Origin of the sequence: Pseudomonas sp. BF-B-15 (assembly GCF_019946675.1) — a bacterium.
Classification (GTDB): domain Bacteria; phylum Pseudomonadota; class Gammaproteobacteria; order Pseudomonadales; family Pseudomonadaceae; genus Aquipseudomonas; species Aquipseudomonas migulae.
Genome location: NZ_JAGYFZ010000055.1, coordinates 1 through 21,305, shown reverse-complemented (window position 1 = coordinate 21,305; position 21,305 = coordinate 1). Strand labels below are relative to the sequence as shown.

Here is a 21,305-nt window from a genome sequence, read left to right as displayed (position 1 = left end):
TGGCCGGGTTACCGCTCGCGTCCTCGAGTCTCGGCCAGAATGCGAGCGGCATCCCGCGCCGGCGGCAATCCGAATACGCGGGCGTAATCGCGGCTGAATTGGGTGGCGCTTTCGTAGCCGACATCGAATGCCGCACTCGTGACGCTCTTCGCACTGGACACCAGCAGCGTGCGTGCCTGAAGCAATCGCACGCGCTTTTGGTACTGCAAGGGGCTCAACGTCGTCACCGCCTTGAAGTGACGGTGAAAGGCAGACACGCTCATCGCCGCCTTCTGCGCCAGCGCCTCCACTCGAATGGGTTCGGCGAAGTACTGCCGAATCCACTGGATGGCCAGGCTGACCCGTGCCATGGCGGTATCCGGTGCCGCAATTTCACGCAGCATCCAGCCATGAGGACCTTGCAGCACGCGGTACAGGATCTCCCGTTCGTAAACGGGAGCGAGCGCTGCAATCTCCTCGGGGCTTTCCATCAGTCGCAGCATGCGAACCCATGCATCCATCAATTGCGGAGTGACGGCGGCCACTGAAAATCCCGGGTCGTTCTCGTAACGTCCAACGGGTTTTGGCAGGTCGGCCAGCAGCGTCGAGAGCACCATCGGGTCAAGTGTCAGGCTGACCGCAAGATAGGGCTCGCCCGAGACCGCCGGGTGCACGCTTCCCACCGCAGGCAATTCGATGGACATCACAAAATACGTCGCCGGGTCGTAGTGCAGCGTGCGATCGCCGACGGTCATCGATTTGCTGCCCTGGAGGATCAGGTTGATCATCGGATCGTAGACGGCAGCGAGCATGTGTTCGGGAATTTCGCCCTGGACCATGGCCACGCGCGGGATACCCGTTTCAGTGCGACGGTTCTTGGCCTCTGACGCCAACGCCCGAAGTTCGATCAGTTGTGTGTTCATGGGCGCATGCTGATCTGCGGGACACACGGGCGCAAGTAAAAAGCAGAAACAGGCAGGAATCGGGCAGGAACGGCTGCGTGCTCGACGTGGGTCATGGTTACTGTGGTCGCTCTTCTCATCGACAGCGGAGCATTACATGGGCGTTATCGTCATCACCGGAGGCAGCCGTGGCATCGGCGCCAGCACCGCCGAACAGTGTGCGCGGCAGGGCTTGGGCGTCATCCTCACCTATAAGACTAATGGGCAGGCCGCACAGTCTGTTGCAAGTCGCATCGAGCTGGCGGGTGGCAAGGCGGTGGCGCTGGAACTGGATGTCGCCGATGTCAGTAGCTTTGGGACATTTCGTACGGCCGTCGTGCAGGCATTGCAGGTGACCTGGGGTGTGAGCACCCTGAGTGGTCTGGTCAACAACGCGGGCCACGGCTTGTTCAATCCGCTTGAGTCGGTCACTGAATCACAGTTCGACAGTTTGCTGAACGTCCACCTCAAGGGCCCGTTCTTCCTCACCCAAGCCTTGCTTTCATTGATGGAGGAGGGCGCCGGCATCGTCAATCTGACCAGTGCGACCACCCGCGTGGCGACGGCGGGCGTGGCACCTTACGCCGCCTTCAAGGGTGGGCTGGACGTGCTCACCCGGTACATGGCCAAGGAATTCGGCGCCCGCCGCATTCGGGCCAATGCCGTCTCGCCCGGGGCGATCCGAACCGAGTTGGGTGGTGGCTTGAATGACGAGTTCGAGGCGTTGCTGGCCTCGCAAACGGCGCTTGGCCAGGTGGGCGAACCGCAAGACGTGGCGCGGGTGATCGCCATGCTCCTGTCGGAAGAAGGACGCTGGATCAATGCCCAGACTATCGAAGTCGCCGGCGGCTACATCATCTGAACAGGGGGACTGATACATGCTTGATCACATCTTCATTTGCGTCACTGATATCGAGCGCTCGATCCGGTTCTACGACGCCGCACTCACGCCGCTTGGTATTACTGCGAGGCTCGATTTCGACGGCAAGGACGGTCCGCCAGGCCATCCGGACCTCAAGGGTTTCGGCGCCAACGGACGGATGTTTTTCTGGTTGCGCAAGGGTGTCGTCGAAGGGCGGGCGGTGCACGTGGGGTTCGTGGCGAGCAGCAAAGCCGAGGTCGACGCAGCTTACGCCGCCGCCATGAAGCATGGCGCAATCGACAATGGCGCACCCGGCGCACGCCTGCATTACGACCCGAACTATTACGCGGCCAACGTCCTTGATCCGGACGGTTACAGCCTCGAATTTGTCTACAAGAACTGGCAGCACACTCAATGAAAAAATTAATGATCTACGGCGCGACCGGTTATACCGGACGCATGGCTGCCGAGCATGCCAAGGCGCTGGGGCTGGACGTTGTGATCGCTGGGCGAAATGCCGACAGGTTGATGACGCTCGCTGCGCAACTGGACGTCACTTACCGGGTCTTTGCGCCCGACACACTGACAGCGCAATCCCTCGAAGGTGTCGGCGTGCTGTTGAACTTCGCCGGGCCTTTTGCACAGACGGCGGGGCCATTGATGCTGGCCTGTATCGAGGCAGGGGTCGACTATCTGGATATCACGGCCGAGATCAATGTCTATCGGCTGGCGGAACGGCTTGGCGTGCAAGCTGCCGAGGCGGACGTGATGCTGTTGCCCGGAGTGGGCTGGGACGTGGTGCCGACAGACTGCCTGGCGATGCATGTCGCTTGCCGTGTGCAGGGTCCGCAGTCACTGCGGGTGGCGCTTCAGGTCGCAGGCTCCATGTCACGCGGATCAGCCTTGAGTGTCAGCGAGATCATGGGCGCGGGCCTTTTGGCGCGTGTCGGCGGTGAGCTGGTTTCGACCCCCGATGCACAACCGGAACACTTCGACTTCGGCGATGGCCCGGTGCTGTGTGCGCCGCTGTCGTTCGGCGACCTGGTTACCGGGTGGCACTCCACCGGCATCCCCGATATCGCCATGTTCGTGCACATCACGGGAGATGCTTTCCCCGAAGGCGATCTGTCTCAACTTCCCGATGGCCCGAGTGCACAGCAGCGTGAAGCTCATCGAGCCCGGGCAGTCGCCGAAGTCACCGGCGCGGATGGCAGCGTTGCACGTTCGGTCATAGGGACCGTCAACGGATACACCTACACGCCGTTGGCGGCGGTGGAGGCTGCGCGTCGGGTATTGAATAACGAACGGCGACCGGGCTTCGAAACGCCGGCACGACTGCTCGGGATGGGCTTCGCGCAGACGATCGCCGGGACGACGATCAGTGATTTTTAGAATCGCGGTTCATTGCAACTCGATCTCACGTTCATCAAACGCTGTCTGTGCCTGCATGACCGCGTCCAGGTGATTGAACGTCCAGAGATACAACGCGCGGAACGGTTCTTCCAGCGTGCGCCCCAATGGCGTGATGCTGTATTCCACCGCGATCTGCGAGGACGGGATCACCCGCCGGGCAAGGATGCCGTTGCGCTCCAGGCGACGCAGGGTCTGGGTCAGCGCCTTTTGGGTAATGCCGTCCAGGCAGCGCTTGAGTTCATTGAAGCGCAGCGGCTTCTCGCACAGTGCGGCGAGTATCAGTACCGACCATTTATCAGCGATCTGATCCAGCAGGAATCGGCTGGAACAATCGACGCCTCTATTTCCGGAGTCGGGCTCGTCTTGAGCCTGCGTCCGATCGTCATTTTCGAGCATGGGGTTTCCTCCGATATACCTGATGACTTCAAAGTGCGTAATTGATATCTGGTATACGAAAGATACCATGCGAGCTAATTTCGAGGAGTTACCCATGTCATTCACAAACCCGACGGAAACCGCAGACAAACTGGCTGTGGTCGAGACCCTTTACCGATTCGCCGCGGGCATCGACCTGCGTGACAGAGATTTGCTGGCGTCAGCTTTCGTCGAAGACGCGGTCTCGGACTTCCGGCCTGCCGCGGCAAAAGCCGGTTTCGATTATCCGGTGCTGGAAGGCCGGGAGTTGATCGTCGCAGCGCTGTCCGATTCGCTCGCCCAGATCGACACGACGCATTCGGTGAGCAATCCCCGGGTCAGCGTCGAAGGTGACAAGGCGCATCTGGAAGCGATCGTTGAAGCACAACACCTGCCTCAAAACGATCACTCGCGCCATTACCTGATGAAAAACCGCTACGACGTCGAATTGGTCCGGCGGGGTGCGGTTTGGCTTATTGAGCGTGTTACGGTCGACAATGTCTGGCGCACGGGGGATCCGGGTGTTCTCTCGGGCGTTTAGCATCGAAAGCGTTCTAAGCAGAGTCTTCATGACACATGTTTACCGGCGAAAAAAGCAATTGTGACGCGCTGTAGGTCAAATTAGAGGTGCCCAGACTTTCGCACGCGACTCTTGGCGTTTGCCTACAAACGTTCAGGAGTTACCTGCTATCCGGATCTTGATGGGCAGTGAATAGTAAGAGGGCAGAGCGGGAGAAGTGAGCGGTTGCAGGCGATGGATATTCACCCACGTTCAGCGGCTATCCGGATAGCTGCTCATAGGCTGCTCGCTAAAAAGTGAAAGGATGGATTCATGCTCCAAAACGACCGCGACAATCTGGAGCTCGATAAAATACAAGTCGAAATTCGAAAACTCCTGGTTGAGTCTCGTAAACTCAAGGCGGAAGAAACCAAGCTGAAGCAGGATGCCTTCTGGTACCCGTTTGCAGTGGGGGCAGGTATGGTGACCGCCATCGTAGCCGCTGCGGGCTTTTGGTTTAAGTTATAGGCGCTGGGTTCGCGACAACGGGCCATACATCGCAAGCGCTTGAGCTTTGCGGTTGCGCAGTCCACATTGCTAACAAAGGTTTATGTTCAGATTTGATTTGTGTCGTCAAAGGAAATGCAGCATGCCAATACAAAGTAGTAATCAAGACAGCATTGAGCAATTGCACCGTGAAGTAGCTGCTCTGGCTGAAGAAATGCGCAGCCCCACCCCGACCGCACTCCGCACTACGGTAGTCCCGTTTAGCATCGGTGCTGCGTTAGCTTTGACCACGTTTATCGCCGTCGCCCTGGTGGCGAAGCTGATCTGATCTGCCATCGCCCCTCTCTTTATTGCCCTCATTCGTCCCTCTGAGCAGCAGGCCAGGCACTGATCACCGATTGCAGGAACTGCCCGGACAACTCCGGGTTGTCCAACGCCCTGGCAATCAACATCGCCCCGGCGATCGATGACAGGATGCGCAGCGATTCCTGGTATTTTTCCTCGTCACTTTCCCCCTCGACCAGCGCCATCAGCGTTTCGATCAAACGCTCGACGCCTTTGGTGAAGGAGTTGCTGACGGTCCCGCCGGCGCGGGCAACATCGGCGCCCAATGCCGGGATGGGGCAGCCCTCGGTCCAGTTATCCAGGTGCCCTTGCGTCAGGTAACCCTTGATGAGCTCGGGAATGGATTTGGCGTCCCGCCAGTCCTGGATATTGGACTCGAACGTGCGGGTGACGGCTTCTGAAGCCAACTGCTCCTTGCCTCCCGGAAACTGTCCGTAAAAGCCGCCATGGGTCAGGCCCACGGAGCGCGACAGTTCACCAATGCCGATGCCGTCGATTCCCTTTTCCCGATACAGCCGGGACGCGGCCGTGAGGATCGCCTCTTTGTTTGCGGCGGCCTGGTCTTTCGTGACTTTCATGAGTCTGCTCCTGTCGCCAGGTCGGCATCGCTTGGGAAAAGCTGTGCTGAGAGGCTGGTATTGATGATGCGCGTCATATAAAGTCGCTGCAATGGCTTTTCCGGTATCGACTCAAGTCTGGCGGATTCCCCGCCTGTGGCTCAAGTCAAAAATCTCTACGTGGACCTGCCCCATGAAACGTAATGATCTGCACAGTATCGATCTGAATCTGCTGGTGGTGTTCGACACGCTGATTCAGGAGCGAAACCTCACCCGCACCGCTGAGAAACTGTCGCTGGGCCAGCCCGCCATCAGTGCGGCGCTGGTGCGTTTGCGCAAGTTGTTCAACGACCCTTTGTTCGAGCGCATCGGTCGCCGAATGGTGCCCACCCCACGGGCATTGAGTGCGGCGCAGACGCTGGGGCCAGCGCTGGATTGCGTGTGTTCGGCAATCGCTCACAAGAGGGGTTAACCGGGTCGCCCCCTTTTTTTGTCCTTAAACATGACGGCTATCATTAATGATGATAGCCAACTTCACTCCGTTCGATTCGTCGTGACCTCGCGCGAGGCCGAGAATCCGCAAAATCCCAAACCGTCTGGCGGACACACCCCATGGAACAGTCACTCAAACCTTTGCGTTATCCCTTGGCTGCGTTGGCGCTGCTGATGCTTACCGCGTGTGAACGCACACCCAGCGCCGCACAGGCTCCGGGGGCGCCGCACGTCACCGTCGCCAAAGTGCTCGAGCAGCCCATTACCGAGTGGGATGAAGTCACCGCTCGCCTGGAAGCACCGGAAACCGTCGAGGTTCGTCCACGGGTGTCGGGCCAGATCGAACGTGTTGCCTTTACCGATGGCGCGCTGGTGAAGAAGGGCGACTTGCTGTTCCAGATTGATCCACGGCCGTTCGAACATGAGGTGCATCGCATCGAGGCGCAGTTGCAACAGGCACGCGCCACCCTGGTCCGCACCGGCAACGAAGCGCAGCGCGGCCAACGTCTATTGAGCAGCAACGCGATCTCCGCAGAGCTCGCCGACACCCGCACGACCACGGCGCAAGAGGCCAGGGCCGGTGTCGATGCCATTCAGGCGCAGCTGGATCTGGCGCGTTTGAACCTCAGTTTCACCCGCGTTACCGCGCCGATCACCGGCCGCGTCAGCCGTGCGGAAATCACCGCCGGCAACATCGTGACCGCCGACACTACAGCGCTGACCAGCGTGGTCTCCACGGACAAGGTCTACGCCTATTTCGATGCGGACGAGCGCATGTTCCTCAAGTACAGCCTGCTTTCCCGTCAGGGCCAGCGCGGTCAAGCCACGCCGGTGTACATGGGCCTGTCGAACGAGGAGGGCAACAGCCACCTCGGGCAGATGAACTTCGTCGACAACCAGGTCAATCCGAAAACCGGCACCATCCGTGGTCGCGCGGTGTTCGATAACGCAGACGGCCAGTACACCCCCGGCCTGTATGCCCGGTTGAAACTGGTGGGCAGCGCCGCCTATCCCGGCCTGTTGATCAAGGACGAAGCGGTGGGCACCGACCTCGGCAAAAAATTCGTGCTGGTGGTCGATCAGGACAACAAAGCCGTGTATCGCAGCGTCGATCTGGGGCCGAAGCTTGAAGGCTTGCGCATCGTGCGCAGCGGCTTGCAGAAAGAAGATCGTATCGTCATCAACGGCCTGCAGCGCGTGCGGCCCGGCGCGGTGATCGACCCGCAGGATGCGCCGATGGCCAGCCCGGAAACCGTCGCCACACTGGCTCGCCAGCGTCAGGCCATCGAAGCCTCCAATCAGCCGGCGGCCGCTAAATCACCTGCCCTGGTGAAAGCGGATTCTGCCGCTGCACCTCGCGGATAAGGAGCACCGACATGAAGTTCTCCCAGTTCTTTATCACGCGGCCGATCTTTGCGGCGGTGCTGTCGCTGCTGATCCTGATCGCCGGCGCGATCTCGCTGTTCCAGTTGCCGATCAGTGAATATCCGGAAGTGGTTCCACCGACCGTCGTCGTTCACGCCAACTACCCGGGCGCCAACCCGAAAGTCATCGGCGAAACCGTGGCAGCCCCTTTGGAGCAAGCCATCACCGGTGTCGAGAACATGCTGTACATGTCCTCGCAATCCACGGCTGATGGCCGGCTTACCCTGACCGTGACTTTCGCGTTGGGCACCGACCTGGACAACGCCCAGGTCCAGGTGCAGAACCGCGTGACCCGTACCGAGCCCAAGCTGCCCGAGGAAGTGACGCGTATCGGTATCACCGTCGACAAGGCGTCCCCCGAGCTGACGTTGCTGGTGCACTTGGTGTCGCCGGACAAACGCTACGACATGCTCTACCTGTCCAACTACGCGATCCTCAACGTCAAGGACGAGCTGTCGCGTCTGGAAGGGATCGGCGATGTGAAGATGTTCGGCATCGGCGATTACTCGCTGCGTATCTGGCTCGATCCGGACAAAACCGCTTCACGCAATCTGACTGCCACTGATGTGGTCACAGCGGTGCGCGAACAGAACCGTCAAGTCGCCGCCGGGCAACTGGGTTCGCCACCCGCACCAAATGCCACCAGCTTTCAGATGTCGATCAACTCCCAAGGGCGGTTGGTCAGCGAAGAAGAGTTTGAAAACGTGATCGTGCGCAGTGGCCCGAACGGCGAAATCACGCGCCTGAAGGACATTGCCCGGATCGAACTGGGTTCCAACCAGTACGCCTTGCGCGCCTTGCTCAACAACCAGGAAGCGGTGGCGATGCCGATCTTCCAGCGGCCGGGTTCCAACGCCATCGACGTCTCCGATCAGGTGCGGGCGAAGATGGCCGAGCTGAAGAAAAACTTCCCGGAAGGCATGGATTACGAGATCGTCTACGACCCGACGATTTTCGTCCGCAGCTCGATTGAGGCGGTGGTACACACGCTGTTCGAAGCACTGATTCTCGTGGTGCTGGTCGTTATCCTGTTCCTGCAAACCTGGCGCGCTTCGATCATTCCTTTGGTGGCCGTGCCCGTGTCGCTGATCGGTACGTTTGCCGTGATGCACCTACTCGGATTTTCGCTCAACGCGCTGTCGCTGTTCGGCCTGGTACTCGCCATCGGGATCGTGGTCGACGATGCCATTGTTGTGGTGGAGAACGTCGAACGAAACATTGAATCCGGACTGGAGCCGGTCGAAGCGACCAAGAAAGCCATGGGCGAAGTGACCGGGCCGATCATCGCCACGGCGCTGGTGCTGTGCGCGGTGTTCGTGCCAGCCGCGTTCATCTCCGGGCTGACAGGGCAGTTCTATAAACAGTTCGCGTTGACCATCGCGATTTCCACGGTGATCTCGGCGTTCAACTCCCTGACCTTGTCACCGGCGTTGGCAGCGGTGTTGCTCAAGGCTCATGGCGCACCGAAAGACCGGTTCTCCAGAGTGCTGGATCGTTTGCTCGGTGGCTGGCTGTTCAAACCGTTCAACCGTTTCTTTGAAAAGGCCAGTCACGGCTACATGGTTGCCGTGGCCAAAGTCATTCGTGGCAGCAGCGTGGCGTTGTTGGTGTACGCCGGTCTGATCGCCATGACCTGGATGGGTTTCAGCACCACGCCGACCGGCTTCGTGCCGACCCAGGACAAAAAGTACCTGGTGACCTTCGCGCAATTGCCGGATGCCGCGAGTCTCGACCGCACCGAATCGGTGATCCGTCGCATGAGCACCATCGCCATGAACGAGCCGGGTTTCGACAGTGCCGTGGCATTCCCGGGTCTTTCAATCAACGGTTTCACCAACAGCCCGAACGCCGGTATTGCGTTCATCGGCTTGAGTTCGTTTGAAGAGCGTAAAGACCCGAGCCTGTCTGCCAAGGCGATTTCCGCCTCGCTCAACGGCAAGTTCGGCGGCATTCAGGATGCCTACATCGCTGTGTTCCCGCCACCGCCGGTACAAGGCCTGGGTACCATCGGTGGCTTCCGCCTGCAGATCGAAGACCGTGGCAACCTGGGCTACGACGAGCTGTACAAAGAGACCATGAACATCATCGCCAAGAGCCGTAGCACGCCGGAGCTGGCCAACCTGTTCACCAGCTACACCGTCAACGTGCCGCAGGTCGAAGCCGCCATTGACCGGGAAAAAGCCAAGACTCACGGGGTGAAGATCAACGATATTTTCGACACCTTGCAGGTCTACCTGGGCTCGCTGTACGCCAACGACTTCAACCGTTTTGGCCGGACCTATCAGGTCAACGTGCAGGCCGAGCAACAGTTCCGCCAGGAGCCTGAACAGATCGGTCAGTTGAAGGTGCGCAATGATCGCGGCGAGATGATTCCGCTGGCCACGTTCGTCAAGGTCAGCCCGACGTCAGGCCCTGACCGGGTCTCGCACTACAACGGCTTCCTCACCGCAGAAATCAACGGCAGTGCAGCCCCCGGCTACAGCTCCGGACAGGCACAAGCCGCGATTGAAAAGTTGCTCAAGGAAGAATTGCCCAATGGCATGACGTACGAGTGGACCGATCTGACCTACCAGCAAATCCTGTCGGGCAACACGGCTTTGCTGGTGTTCCCGCTCTGCGTGCTGTTGGCGTTCCTGGTGCTGGCGGCGCTGTATGAAAGCTGGAGCCTGCCATTGGCGGTGATCCTGATTGTGCCGATGACCCTGCTGTCGGCGATTGCCGGGGTGATCATTTCCAAGGGCGACAACAACATCTTCACCCAGATCGGCCTGATCGTGTTGGTCGGCCTGGCCTGCAAAAACGCGATCCTGATCGTCGAGTTCGCCAAGGATAAACAGGACCAGGGCATGTCGCCGCTGGATGCAGTGCTGGACGCTTGCCGCATGCGTCTGCGGCCGATTCTGATGACGTCCTTCGCGTTCATCATGGGGGTGATTCCGTTGGTGACGTCCACGGGTGCCGGCTCGGAAATGCGTCGTGCGATGGGTGTCGCGGTGTTCTCCGGGATGCTCGGCGTGACCTTCTTCGGGTTGCTGCTGACGCCCGTGTTCTTCGTGCTGATTCGTCGCTACATCGAGCGCAAAAACGCGCGCAAGGTCACCAAGGCTCATCAGGCAAACGCACTTAACCAGGAGGCACATTCATGAACACCTTGAAGCTTTTTTTACCCAGCCTTCTGGTCGTCGCGCTCGGCGCCTGCACGGTAGGCCCCGACTACAAAACGCCGGACACCGCGCCTGCCAATGTCGTGTCTGCCCAAGGCAGTGCCTACGATCAATCGCGTTTTGAAACGGTGTGGTGGCAACAGTTTGATGACCCCACGCTCAATCAGTTGGTGAGCAAATCCCTGGAGGGCAACCGCGACTTGCGCGTCGCGTTTGCCCGCTGGAAAGCGGCCCGGGCGATTCGTGATGACGTCAGCAATGACATTTTGCCGGTTGTCACCAGCCGCGTCAGCAGCCAGCATGGCAAGTCGCAAGTGCCTGGCCTGACCGAAAGCCGCGTCAATATCGAACGCTACGACCTGGGCCTCGACATGGCTTGGGAAGTCGATCTGTTCGGCCGGATCCAGCGTCAACTGGAATCCAGCAGCGCCCAGGAAGACGCTGCCGCCGCAGACTTGTATCAGCTTCGCGTGACAATGATCGCCGAGCTGGTGGATGCCTACGGCCAATTGCGTGGCGCGCAGTTGCGGGAAAAAATTGCCCTGGCCAACCTTAAGAATCAGCAGGATTCGCGCAGCGTGACGGTCAGCCTGCGCGATGCCGGCGTGGGTAATGAGCTCGACGTGGTGCGTGCCGACGCACGTTTGGCGGCTGTCGAGGCGACGGTTCCGCAACTGCAAGCGGAACAGGTGCGGCAGAAAAACCGCATCGCCACGCTGTTGGGTGAACGCCCGGATACGTTGAGCGTGTCGTTGAGCCCTGCGCAGTTGCCCGCCATCGCCAAAGCATTGCCGATCGGTGATCCCGCCGAGCTGCTGCGCCGGCGCCCCGATGTGCTCGCCGCCGAGCGCAGGCTGGCGTCCTCCACGGCGGAAATCGGCGTGGCCACCGCCGACCTGTTTCCGAGAGTGAGCTTGAGCGGCTTCCTCGGTTTTACCGCTGGCCGTGGATCGCAGATTGGTTCCAGTGCCGCCAGAGCCTGGGGGTTGGGACCGAGCATTACCTGGGCAGCCTTTGACCTGGGCAGTGTGCGAGCGCGCATCCGGGGTGCCGACGCAAACGCCGAAGGCGCCTTGGCCACCTACGAACAGCAAGTGCTGCTGGCACTGGAAGAGTCGGAAAACGCCTTCAGCGACTACGGCAAGCGCCAGCAGCGGCTGCTGTCGTTGATCCGGCAAAGCGAGTCCAGCCGAGCGGCGGCAGACCTGGCGGCGGTCCAGTACAAGGAAGGCACGGTGGATTATCTGGTGTTGCTGGATGCGCAGCGTGAACGCCTGAACGCCGAGGATGCGCAGGCCTTGGGTGAGACTGATCAGTACCGGGGCATCGTCGCGATCTACAAGGCGTTGGGAGGAGGGTGGGACAGTGGCGGCAAAAAAGTGGTAGCAACGAACTGATGCTGGTGTGAGATCTGTCGCCCTACGCTGACGGTGTGGGGCGGCCGGTCGGATATTTCGGATGCATCACCATCCTTTCACGCCACTCATATCGGGCAACTTGTGCGCAATGCCCTTGTGGCAGTCGATGCAAGTGGCCTCGCCCTTGGCCAATGCGGTGGAGTGCATGGCCGCAGCGCGTTTGCCCTGGCGGGTAAAGTCCATGAACTCAAAGTTGTGGCAGTTGCGACATTCGCGCGAGTCGTTGGCCTTGAGCCTGGCCCATTCATGTTCCGCCAGTTCACGGCGCAAGGTGAGGAATTTGTCGCGGGTGTCGATGGTGCCGAACAGCTTGCCCCAGACTTCCTTCGATGCCTGCATCTTGCGCGCGATCTTGTGCGTCCACTCATGGGGGACGTGGCAGTCCGGGCAACTGGCGCGCACACCGGATCGGTTGGTGTAGTGAATGGTGTCCTGCAACTCGACATAGACGTTGTCGCGCATCTCGTGGCAGGAAATACAGAACTTCTCGGTGTTGGTCAGCTCCAGCGCCGTGTTGAAACCGCCCCAGAAAATGATCCCGGCGATAAAACCGCCCAGTGTCAGAAACCCCAGGCTGAAGTAAACGCTGGGTCGACAGAGGATGCCCCAATAATCCTTAAGCAGGGCGAACAGTGCTTTCATGGCGCCTCCTCAAGGTTTTTGCGCAGCGTTGGCATCGTCTTGCAGGATTTTGTCGATGGTTTCAAAGGTGTTGCCCACCAGCGGCAGTACCTCTTTTTGCGGCACGTGGCACTGAGTACAGAAGTAGCGCCGGGGCGAGACCGCCGCCAGCGCCTGACCGTCGCGGTCCATGTAGTGGGTGATGCTGATCATCGTCGCCTGGGTGCGCGCGCTATTGGCCCGGCTGTGGCACGTCAGGCATTTGTTGCCGTTCTTGTCGATCTGGTACCCGCGAATGCTGTGGGGAATGGTCGGCGGCTGGTCAGGATAGTTGCGCTCGCGCTTCAGGTCCTTGTTTTCATCGTTGGCAATCGGTGGCGCGGGCATGCTCCGGGTGAGGGTGCCGCCGGGGCGGCGACCGTCGGGGCCGGGCGCATCCAGCGGGTAATCGACCTCGGCGGCGAGCACCATGCCCATTGCGGCAAGCAGTACCAGGGGCAGGATTCGAAAAGTCATGACGGTTCTCCTCAAGCCGCGCTGATCAACTCGATGCGGATGGCGCATTTCTTGTAGTCGGTCTGCTTGGAGATCGGGTCGGTGGCGTCGAGCGTGACCTTGTTGATCAACTTGTTGGCATCGAAAAACGGCACGAACACCAGGCCGCGGGGTGGTTTGTTGCGCCCGCGGGTTTCGATACGCGCGCGGATTTCACCGCGGCGGCTGATCAGCTTCACTTCACTGCCACGCCGTGCCTTCAAGGCCTTGGCGTCCTCCGGATGCATGTACACCAGGGCGTCCGGCACCGCTCTGTACAACTCCTCGACTCGCTGGGTCATGCTGCCCGTATGCCAGTGTTCGAGGACCCGGCCGGTGCTCAGCCAGAACGGGTAGTCAGCATCCGGGATTTCGGCCGGTGGTTCGTAGGGCAGGGCGAAGATGATCGCCTTCTTGTCCGGGTAGCCATAGAACTGCACTTCGCTGCCGGCCTCCACGTAAGGATCGAGGCCCTCGCGATAACGCCAGCGGGTCTCCTTGCCGTCGACCACCGGCCAGCGCAGGCCCCGTTCGCTGTGGTAAAGGTCGAAGGGTGCCAGGTCATGGCCGTGGCCACGACCGAACCGGGCGTACTCTTCGAACAAGCCTTTTTGCGCATAGAAACCAAAGGCCTTGGCTTCGTCGTTCTTGTAGCCGGCCTCGATTTGCTCGACGGGAAACTGGTCGACCTGACCGTTCCTGAATAGAACCTCGAACAGGGTTTTGCCTTTGTATTGCGGCGATTTGGCCAGCAACTCGGCAGGCCAGGTTTCGTCGGTGGTGAAGCGTTTGGAAAACTCCATCAGCTGCCACAAGTCCGATTTGGCGTCTCCCGGTGCGGTGACCAATTGATGCCAGAACTGCGTGCGACGTTCGGCATTGCCAAAGGCGCCTTCCTTTTCCACCCACATGGCGCTGGGCAGGATCAGGTCGGCGGCCTGGGCGGAAACGGTGGGGTAAACGTCCGAGACGATGACGAAGTTTTCCGGGTTGCGCCAGCCAGGCAAGACTTCCTGCATGATGTTCGGCCCGGCGTGCATGTTGTTGCTGGCCTGGGTCCAATACACGTTGAGGACGCCGTCCTTGAGCATGCGGCTCTGTTGCACCGCGTGAAAACCGACTTTCTCCTGGATGGTGCCGGCCGGCAGTTTCCAGATCTGTTCTGCGGTGGCGCGGTGCTTGGGGTTGGTCACTACCATGTCGGCGGGCAAGCGGTGGGAGAAGGTGCCGACCTCCCGCGCAGTGCCACAGGCCGACGGCTGGCCGGTCAACGAGAATGGGCTGTTGCCCGGCTCGCTGATCTTGCCGGTGAGCAGGTGGATGTTATAGATCAGATTGTTGGCCCACACCCCGCGTGTGTGTTGGTTGAAACCCATGGTCCAGAACGACACGACCTTGCGTTCGGGGTCCGCATAAAGTTCAGCCAGGGCCTTGAGGCGTTCCGGGGCAACGCCGGACTCTTTCGCGGTACGTTCCAGGGTGTAGGGTTTGACGAACGCGGCGAACTGCTCGAAGGACATATCGGTCCAGGTATTGGCCTTGTCGGCATTCTTCGCCTGTTTTTCCCGTGGGTCGTCGGGACGCAAGCCGTAGCCGATGTCATCGGCGCCTTTGGCGAAGCGCGTGTGCTTGCTGATGAAATCCTTATCGACCTTACCGTTTTCAATGATGTGGTTGGCAATGTAATTGAGGATCAGCAGGTCGGATTGCGGCGTGAATACCATGGGAATATCGGCCAGTTCGAAGCTGCGATGCTCGAAGGTCGACAGCACCGCGACTTTCACGTGCGGCTGGCTCAGGCGCCGGTCGGTGACCCGGCTCCATAGAATCGGGTGCATCTCAGCCATGTTCGAGCCCCACAGCACAAAGGCGTCGGTGGCTTCGATGTCGTCGTAGCAGCCCATCGGTTCATCCGCGCCAAAAGTGCGCATGAAACCCATCACCGCCGAGGCCATGCAATGGCGGGCATTGGGGTCGATGTTGTTGCTGCGAAAACCGGCTTTCATCAATTTGTTGGCCGCGTAACCTTCCCAAACCGTCCATTGCCCGGAACCGAACATGCCGATCGATTCCGGGCCTTTGTTCTTCAGGGCTTGCTTGAACTTTTCTTCCATGATGTCGAAGGCCTGGTCCCAGCTGATCGGCTGGAATTCGCCCTGTTTGTCGAACTGGCCGTTGGTCATGCGCAGCAGTGGCTGGGTCAGGCGGTCCACGCCGTACATGATTTTGGAGAGAAAATAGCCCTTCACGCAGTTGAGTCCGCGATTGACCTCGGCCTTGACGTCGCCATGGGTGGCGACCACCCGGTTGTCGCGGGTCGCGACCATCACGCTGCACCCGGTGCCGCAGAAACGGCAGGGCGCCTTGTTCCAGTCCAGGGTGACCATGTCCGCTTCGGTAATCAGGTTACTGGCGGAGGTGGCAATCGGCAGGCCAGCGGCGGCGGCTGCGATGGCCGCGGCCTGGGCCTTGACGAACTCTCGGCGGGACATGCTCATTCGGTGTCTCCTGTGGGCTCTAGGAGTTCGTGATAGATCAACGCGGCGTTGAGCACACCCGGCAGATTGTTGATTTGCTCGATACGTTGCAGGATCTGATTTTCGTGGCTGGCCTCAAGCACGACCACCAGTTTTCCGGCGGCACTTTCGTGATGTAATTCCAGGCCGTCCAATAGACGCAAGTTGGCTTTGACGGCGTCGAATAGTTCAGGTCGGGCAAGTACCACCAGGCTGGCTATATGCAGAGTTTCGTCCATGCGCTGACTCCAACAGGCTCTGAAAGAGAACTATCAGTTAGGTGGCCCGGGCGGGCCGTAGAGCATTTGGAAAAACCAGATGAGGAAGCCATAGCCGCCCACTATCGCGACCGACAGCAGCGGAAAAAGGCAGACGACAAGAAAGACAAACAGCCGGGCTTCTTTGCGACGCTGCGGTTTTTGTTCTTCAGCCAACGACATGAGAATCTCCTGCCGAAACTTGCGTTGATACTAGATCAGTAGTTAAGGGGAGGACTTCTGCCCTGAGTTTTTCTCGACCAATGGTTAACTATCGGTCCAGCAGAGGTGCCAGCAGTGCACACATGCTGCGCCAGTGCGAACCCTCCCAGTAAACCCGTTGGCAGGCGTCGCAGCGCAGGAAGTGCGAATAGAGCGCGCCAACGCGTGGCGGCACCTGCGGCCGGGCCAGTTCCGGGCTGATCTCGTGCAGCGGCAGGTTGCAATGAAGGCACAGGCTGAATGGCCGCGCGCTACGCGCCAGGTCGAGGCGCTCGTACAATTCGCGCAGCTGCAGCGACGGTTTCAGGGCGTGCACGTAACAGCCATGGCTGATGATCCGCCGCTTGAGCAGTTCGCGGTCACGGGTCAGCACGATACGTCCTTGCTGCGCAGCGATCTCAGCGATCTCGCCATCCTCGAAGCCATTGTCGTAGAGGGTGTCGAAGCCGCTCATGCGCAGCAGGTTGGCCAGCCCGCCCAGGTGCGCATCCGCGACGAAGCGCAGCACCCGTAAAGGTTGAGCCCGAACCTTTAACAGCGGGCTGATGTCCAGCGTTTCGAACTTGGGATACACCGCCAACCGGTCATCATCGAAGATCACCCGCTCGAAACCCACCGACTCGCCGTTGAGCAACACCAGTTCGACCTCCGTGTGCGGTATCCCGAGCGCCTCGATCATGTGCTTGACCGTTGCCCCTCGCGCGCACTTGCAGGTGAATGACTGCCGCCGTCGTTCGGCCGGCAGGAAATCGTTGAGCTCCTCGTAGAAGCGGAAGGTTGCACTGGCCATGATGAACAGTATGGCAGGGCTGCAGGATGAGCGAGTCTGGCCCGGACACCTTCTGCGGCGGGGCCCCGACTACGATCGTGTTGGAATTGCTCAGGGATAGGTTTGATGTCGATTTGTTCAGGGGGCTTCGAGGCCGCCAGGATAAAAAACAGTGGGCCAAATGTATCGCTGTGTATCCAGACCCGCTGTAAAGATGCTGGCGTACAAATGCCCCTCGATCCGGATACATCCGGGATACACGGTTGCAGTCAAATAGCCTGGCCTTAGCGAGAAAGCAAACGCACCTCGCACCACGGCTTATAGCCCTGGCGGCATGACCCTGAGCGGCCTCACCGCACACAGTATCCGGAGAAATAACCATGTCCCGTCTTTCGAACAAATCCCGTATTGGCCTGATCGCTGTTTCACTGGTCGGCTGCATGAACCTCGCTTCGTCTGCCTTCGCCGCTGACGCACTGCCTCAAGGCTACCAACTCGCCGCGGCGGAAAAGACCAGTGAAGGCAAGTGTGGCGAAGGCAAGTGCGGCGCCAGCGAAACCGGCGCCAAAGTCACCAAGGCCGGTGAAGGCAAGTGCGGTGAAGGCAAATGTGGCGATGCTTCCTTCGCCCGTACCGACACCGACCACGACGGCCGCGTTTCCCTGAAAGAATTGCTGACCGTGGCCCCAAAGGGTGCTGAAGAGTTCAAGGCGATGGACACCAACAACGACGGTTTCCTTTCCGAAGGCGAGGTCTACAAATTCCGCACCAACCAGTTCACCTCCAACGGCAAGAAAGTGCCAACCGAGCTGTTCACCAAAATGAGCAAAGCGCAGGGCTGATAGTGGGGGCTGCCGACTACAACGACATCGGTGTGGCGAGATAGGGTTTTCTCTATCTCGCCACATCGGTGTTTATTTGTTGCGATCTATAAAGCGCTGGGGGGAGGCAGGGTCGCGGGGATTAATTGATGTTTGAGACGGCAAAAGCGGCAGGCAAAAAAAAGCTGCCAAAAATGGCAGCCATTGAAAGAGCCCGCAACGGGTTGAAGTCAGTATTACTTAAGATAAATGACAGCCTCGTGACAATTCTTCAATCCGCACTTTATTTCACGTGCTCCCCATCGGTCAGGACTTCCCTTCGGCGCAATCACTGCTCTAATAACAGCACCGATGTTCCGTTCACTGTCTTGAAAGAGGGGGCGTTGCTCATGACCGAAAAATCCCGGGTGCTGTTCGTCTGCGCTAAAAATGACATTCGTTCATTGATGGCGGAGTCTCTCCTGAAACATACCGACTCCGAACACTTTGAAGCCTTCAGCGCGGGGCTGGAAGCCAGTGAAGTCGATCCGCGAACGCTTGAGTCGCTGGAACATATCGGCGTCGACGCAACCGGCTTGCGCAGCAAATCAATCAGCGAGTTTGAAGGCCAGCAGTTCGACTATGTCATCACGCTGTGTGACAAATCATCGGAAGAGGCGGGCAAGATGCCGATCTCTGACGAAGTGATGACGTGGAATTTTGAGGATCCGGCGAGCAGTGAACGGCATGAACCTTTTCGACATGCTCTCCAGGAAATTCACGACCGCGTCAAAATGTTCGTCACTGTCAAAATGAGGCATTCAAGCGCTCATGCTTGATGTTCAAATCGACCGCTGATTCACCCGCCGGGTCAGTTCCTCTGCCGACTCCTTGCGTTCCGAGTAACGGTCAACCAGGTCCGGGCGCTCCCGCAGCAACAGGGTGAACTTCACCAGTTCCTCCATGACGTCCACCACCCGGTCATAAAGCGCGGACGGTTTCATGCGGTTGTCTTCGTCGAATTCCAGATAAGCCTTCGGCACGGAAGACTGGTTGGGGATGGTGAACATCCGCATCCAGCGCCCCAGCACACGCAGTTGATTCACTACGTTAAACGACTGAGAACCACCACTGACTTGCATGACCGCGAGGGTTTTGCCCTGGGTCGGGCGAATGGCGCCTAGCGCGAGCGGCACCCAGTCTATCTGCGCCTTGAACACGGCCGACATCGAGCCGTGACGTTCAGGAGAGCACCAGACCTGTCCTTCGGACCATTGCATCAGTTCGAGCAGTTCCTGGACTTTCGGGTGATCGGTCGGTGCATCGTCCGGCAGAGGAAGGCCGGATGGATTGAAGATCCGCGTTTCTGCACCGAAATGTTCGAGTAATCGGGCGGCTTCTTCGATCAGCAGACGGCTGAATGAACGCGGTCGGGTCGATCCGTACAACAGCAGGATTCGTGGCTTGTGCGGGGTGTCGTCACCGGCAATGGATTGAATCAGGGAGGCGTCGAGATTGGGCAGTTCGTGGGACATGAGGGCTCCGGTTACAGGGTGCTGATGCGATCGAGTTCGCGCTTCAACGCATCCCGGTCAAGTTCGCCGAAGGGCAGGGCGAGGAAGGCCCGGCAGCGTGTTTCGATGCGCGCCAGGGTTGAGTGGAAGGCTGCGGTCACGACCGCTTCGTCGCCCTTCACCTCGGATGGATCTTCCAATCCCCAATGGGCCTTCAGCGCCGGCCCGAAGTAAACCGGGCACGCCTCGCCGGCAGCCTTGTCACAGACGGTGATGACAATGTCCGGTGGGTTGGCTTCGAAGGCGTCGTTGCCTTTACTGCTCAACCCGTCAATCGCGATGCCGGCTTCTTGCAACGTCACAAGACTGCGCGGCAGAACCTGGCCCTTGGGGAAGCTGCCGGCACTGACTGCCTGAAAACCTTGCGGCGCGAGATGATTGAACATCGCTTCGGAGAGGATGCTGCGGCAGCTATTGGCGGTGCACATGAACAGAACGCGCATGGTGACTTCTCTTGGTACATATGGTTAATCGAATATACGGTTTTCCATATGGGGTGGTCAAATGCTGTCTGACTGTCAATTCATTGCCTGGCATGGGGGCGTTGCAGGAGTGCAGTCTACGAGTGGCAGCTTTTGACCAAGGCGTACGCATGATCGTCAGAAGATCTTGTACAGTCTGCTCCTGCAAAGCAAAGATATTTCCTCAAACTTGCCCTTTCCTGATTTTACCGAATGTCTTACTTCATTAATAATTTCTTGGATAAGGGGTACCATCCCTTGATACGTATACTCCGGTTGAATAACAACCAGAAGTGTTCTGTTGTCTGGATAGTTTTTGGCGTGCTTTTTCTCAATGGCCTGGACTATCTTGCCAGGGATAGAATCTATCATTGCTTTGAGCTTTACTTTGGTTTTCATTGGCAGAGTGCCGTCATTGGACTGACTCAATAGCGATAGCAGTTCATGATCGCCTACTGGAAGCGCCCACGTGATCTCCAGTATTTTCTCACTGCCATGTTCGTCAATTATTTTTAAGTCAAAAATCTCTTGATTCAGTCCGAACTGTAAAATTGCCGAATCGCTGACATTACATTTTTTGATGAATTCCAGTGATGGAAGAAACTCTTCGCGGAGACTCTTGTTGGGTGCGTGACGAGTTGAAAAAAATCCATCTTCGGCATGTAGAAAATGCATATTTTCAACAGAGCTATGCCCGATGTAATCATGAATGATCTTTTTGAAATCTGCTGCGGATATGGGCTTTTCAAATATTTTTAAATCTAAGTTTTCCTTCTCATATGTTTGTTGGGTAGGCGCCTGGCGGGATTTTAATTCAGTCTCAGCGTGCACTACCAAAGAAACATAATGTTCGACAAAAACAGGATGCCCGCGGAGATCATCATCATCATCATCTCGATAATTTACAAGTTGCTTGTCTTTCGTACCTTCAAATTCTGAAAGCACTTTATCAATGGTGCACTTTAGGGCTTGTGTCAGACGGTCCCGTTCGTGTGGTTTTTTCTCAAAAAAGCTGAGCCACCAGAGAAATGTATCTTCGAAGCCAAGCAATTCATGCTCGTGTAGAAAAACATCAGAATTATACTGATTTTTGAAGTCGGTCAAACTTTCATTAATGCGTTTGGTGAGGTCGCTATAAGCTTTCCACCCCAGTTCCTGATAGGGGTGGCCTTGTGCGAACACAATGTAACTGTGAGACTGAGAATCTTCTATTTTCTCAAACTCTTGAATAGTCATTTGCATCGTCTACATTCCTTGATAGGCCTAATAAAATAGCGGCAAAAACGGGGACAGATATATTTTCAGAAAGGAAAACAGGTCTGCCCCCTTTTTTCACTCATGGGGTAGTGGCCGTTTTGGCTTTTTTCCGGCGCGTTTTTTTGACTCCAGCGACCGCAGCGCTCGTGGGCGCAGCACTTGGAATCAGGCATAAGTTGCCTGCTCGCACGCACCCGCAAAGGCATTGAGGATCCTTAGCCTTGATCGAAAACTTCAGCAGGATGTTGCCGTGATTGTGTTCGTGCTTGGGTGGGTAG

The 21,305-nt window shown here is 58.3% G+C and carries 25 protein-coding genes; 12 read left to right on the top strand and 13 right to left on the bottom strand.

The genetic code is table 11. The features are described 5' to 3' along the window. Positions 1-8 precede the first annotated feature (8 nt). Positions 9-902, bottom strand: a complete 894-nt coding sequence (locus tag KGA97_RS18155; protein ID WP_223481209.1) for an AraC family transcriptional regulator — start codon at positions 900-902, stop codon at positions 9-11. Positions 903-1,038: 136 nt separating this feature from the next. Between KGA97_RS18155 and KGA97_RS18150 the strand changes: the two genes are divergently transcribed. The 3 genes from KGA97_RS18150 to KGA97_RS18140 are packed head-to-tail and all read left to right on the top strand — an operon-like array spanning position 1,039 to position 3,174. Beyond that, positions 1,039-1,782 (top strand): SDR family NAD(P)-dependent oxidoreductase, encoded by a 744-nt coding sequence (locus KGA97_RS18150; RefSeq protein WP_223481208.1) that lies wholly within the window; start codon positions 1,039-1,041, stop codon positions 1,780-1,782. Between the two features lie 16 nt (positions 1,783-1,798). Then, a complete protein-coding gene (locus KGA97_RS18145; RefSeq protein ID WP_223481207.1) occupies positions 1,799-2,200 on the top strand; it encodes a VOC family protein in 402 nt (133 codons plus the stop codon). After that, positions 2,197-3,174 carry a saccharopine dehydrogenase family protein gene (locus KGA97_RS18140; RefSeq protein ID WP_223481206.1) on the top strand — a complete coding sequence of 326 codons (978 nt, stop codon included), beginning with the start codon at positions 2,197-2,199 and terminating at the stop codon, positions 3,172-3,174. Before KGA97_RS18145 ends, KGA97_RS18140 begins: the two co-directional genes overlap by 4 nt. A 9-nt stretch (positions 3,175-3,183) precedes the next feature. On the opposite strand, the gene KGA97_RS18135 is transcribed toward KGA97_RS18140, so the two are convergent. Further along, a complete protein-coding gene (locus tag KGA97_RS18135; protein ID WP_223481205.1) occupies positions 3,184-3,591 on the bottom strand; it encodes a winged helix-turn-helix transcriptional regulator in 408 nt (135 codons plus the stop codon). A gap of 94 nt (positions 3,592-3,685) precedes the next feature. Here KGA97_RS18135 and KGA97_RS18130 point away from each other — a divergent pair, with 94 nt between their 5' ends. The 3 genes from KGA97_RS18130 (at position 3,686) to KGA97_RS18120 (ending at position 4,943) form a co-directional block, all read left to right on the top strand. Further along, positions 3,686-4,150: a nuclear transport factor 2 family protein gene (locus KGA97_RS18130; protein ID WP_223481204.1), complete on the top strand. Its 465-nt coding sequence runs from the start codon at positions 3,686-3,688 to the stop codon at positions 4,148-4,150. 291 nt (positions 4,151-4,441) lie between these two features. Beyond that, positions 4,442-4,636, top strand: a complete 195-nt coding sequence (locus KGA97_RS18125) for a hypothetical protein (protein ID WP_008033474.1) — start codon at positions 4,442-4,444, stop codon at positions 4,634-4,636. A gap of 121 nt (positions 4,637-4,757) precedes the next feature. Next, positions 4,758-4,943: a hypothetical protein gene (locus tag KGA97_RS18120; protein ID WP_223481203.1), complete on the top strand. Its 186-nt coding sequence runs from the start codon at positions 4,758-4,760 to the stop codon at positions 4,941-4,943. A 28-nt stretch (positions 4,944-4,971) separates the two neighbouring features. Here the strand turns inward: KGA97_RS18120 and KGA97_RS18115 are convergent, their stop codons facing one another. Beyond that, a complete protein-coding gene (locus KGA97_RS18115) occupies positions 4,972-5,538 on the bottom strand; it encodes a TetR/AcrR family transcriptional regulator (protein WP_223481202.1) in 567 nt (188 codons plus the stop codon). 172 nt (positions 5,539-5,710) lie between these two features. On the opposite strand from KGA97_RS18115, the gene KGA97_RS18110 reads away from it, so the two are divergent. From KGA97_RS18110 to KGA97_RS18095, 4 genes are all read left to right on the top strand, one after another. Then, the gene (locus KGA97_RS18110; RefSeq protein WP_008038901.1) at positions 5,711-5,989 is read left to right on the top strand and encodes a LysR family transcriptional regulator; all 279 of its coding nucleotides are present in this window, start codon (positions 5,711-5,713) and stop codon (positions 5,987-5,989) included. A gap of 140 nt (positions 5,990-6,129) precedes the next feature. Continuing rightward, positions 6,130-7,374, top strand: coding sequence for a multidrug efflux RND transporter periplasmic adaptor subunit MexE (gene mexE, locus KGA97_RS18105; protein WP_223481201.1), 1,245 nt, complete (start codon positions 6,130-6,132; stop codon positions 7,372-7,374). 11 nt (positions 7,375-7,385) lie between these two features. Beyond that, positions 7,386-10,580 (top strand): efflux RND transporter permease subunit, encoded by a 3,195-nt coding sequence (locus KGA97_RS18100; RefSeq protein ID WP_223435604.1) that lies wholly within the window; start codon positions 7,386-7,388, stop codon positions 10,578-10,580. Beyond that, entirely contained in the window at positions 10,577-11,995 is a 1,419-nt protein-coding gene (locus KGA97_RS18095) for an efflux transporter outer membrane subunit (protein ID WP_223481200.1), read from the top strand. The genes KGA97_RS18100 and KGA97_RS18095 overlap by 4 nt, the downstream gene beginning before the upstream one ends. A 66-nt stretch (positions 11,996-12,061) precedes the next feature. On the opposite strand, the gene KGA97_RS18090 is transcribed toward KGA97_RS18095, so the two are convergent. From KGA97_RS18090 to KGA97_RS18065, 6 genes are all read right to left on the bottom strand, one after another. Beyond that, entirely contained in the window at positions 12,062-12,658 is a 597-nt protein-coding gene (locus KGA97_RS18090; protein ID WP_008038883.1) for a cytochrome c3 family protein, read from the bottom strand. 9 nt (positions 12,659-12,667) lie between these two features. Next, positions 12,668-13,153 carry a nitrate reductase cytochrome c-type subunit gene (locus tag KGA97_RS18085; RefSeq protein ID WP_008038876.1) on the bottom strand — a complete coding sequence of 162 codons (486 nt, stop codon included), beginning with the start codon at positions 13,151-13,153 and terminating at the stop codon, positions 12,668-12,670. A gap of 11 nt (positions 13,154-13,164) precedes the next feature. Next, positions 13,165-15,669 (bottom strand): nitrate reductase catalytic subunit NapA, encoded by a 2,505-nt coding sequence (gene napA / locus KGA97_RS18080; protein WP_223481199.1) that lies wholly within the window; start codon positions 15,667-15,669, stop codon positions 13,165-13,167. Beyond that, positions 15,666-15,926, bottom strand: a complete 261-nt coding sequence (locus KGA97_RS18075; RefSeq protein ID WP_008038861.1) for a chaperone NapD — start codon at positions 15,924-15,926, stop codon at positions 15,666-15,668. Before KGA97_RS18075 ends, napA begins: the two co-directional genes overlap by 4 nt. A 33-nt stretch (positions 15,927-15,959) precedes the next feature. Next, positions 15,960-16,127 (bottom strand): periplasmic nitrate reductase, NapE protein, encoded by a 168-nt coding sequence (gene napE, locus KGA97_RS18070; RefSeq protein ID WP_008038857.1) that lies wholly within the window; start codon positions 16,125-16,127, stop codon positions 15,960-15,962. Positions 16,128-16,215: 88 nt separating this feature from the next. Beyond that, a complete protein-coding gene (locus tag KGA97_RS18065) occupies positions 16,216-16,956 on the bottom strand; it encodes a Mut7-C ubiquitin/RNAse domain-containing protein (protein WP_223481198.1) in 741 nt (246 codons plus the stop codon). A gap of 359 nt (positions 16,957-17,315) precedes the next feature. Here KGA97_RS18065 and KGA97_RS18060 point away from each other — a divergent pair, with 359 nt between their 5' ends. Both KGA97_RS18060 and KGA97_RS18055 read left to right on the top strand, forming a co-directional pair. Next, positions 17,316-17,777, top strand: a complete 462-nt coding sequence (locus tag KGA97_RS18060) for a hypothetical protein (protein WP_192228256.1) — start codon at positions 17,316-17,318, stop codon at positions 17,775-17,777. 368 nt (positions 17,778-18,145) lie between these two features. Further along, positions 18,146-18,574 carry an arsenate reductase ArsC gene (locus KGA97_RS18055; RefSeq protein ID WP_223481221.1) on the top strand — a complete coding sequence of 143 codons (429 nt, stop codon included), beginning with the start codon at positions 18,146-18,148 and terminating at the stop codon, positions 18,572-18,574. A 3-nt stretch (positions 18,575-18,577) separates the two neighbouring features. On the opposite strand, the gene arsH is transcribed toward KGA97_RS18055, so the two are convergent. The 4 genes from arsH to KGA97_RS18035 form a co-directional block, all read right to left on the bottom strand. Then, positions 18,578-19,270: an arsenical resistance protein ArsH gene (gene arsH / locus KGA97_RS18050; RefSeq protein WP_192415837.1), complete on the bottom strand. Its 693-nt coding sequence runs from the start codon at positions 19,268-19,270 to the stop codon at positions 18,578-18,580. Between the two features lie 11 nt (positions 19,271-19,281). Further along, on the bottom strand, positions 19,282-19,752 hold the full coding sequence (locus KGA97_RS18045) for an arsenate reductase ArsC (protein ID WP_008033448.1): 471 nt from the start codon (positions 19,750-19,752) through the stop codon (positions 19,282-19,284). 156 nt (positions 19,753-19,908) lie between these two features. Further along, a complete protein-coding gene (locus KGA97_RS18040) occupies positions 19,909-21,012 on the bottom strand; it encodes a hypothetical protein (RefSeq protein WP_223481197.1) in 1,104 nt (367 codons plus the stop codon). A 94-nt stretch (positions 21,013-21,106) separates the two neighbouring features. Further along, a partial coding sequence (locus tag KGA97_RS18035; protein ID WP_223481196.1) for a hypothetical protein occupies positions 21,107-21,305 on the bottom strand: 199 nt, incomplete at its 5' end.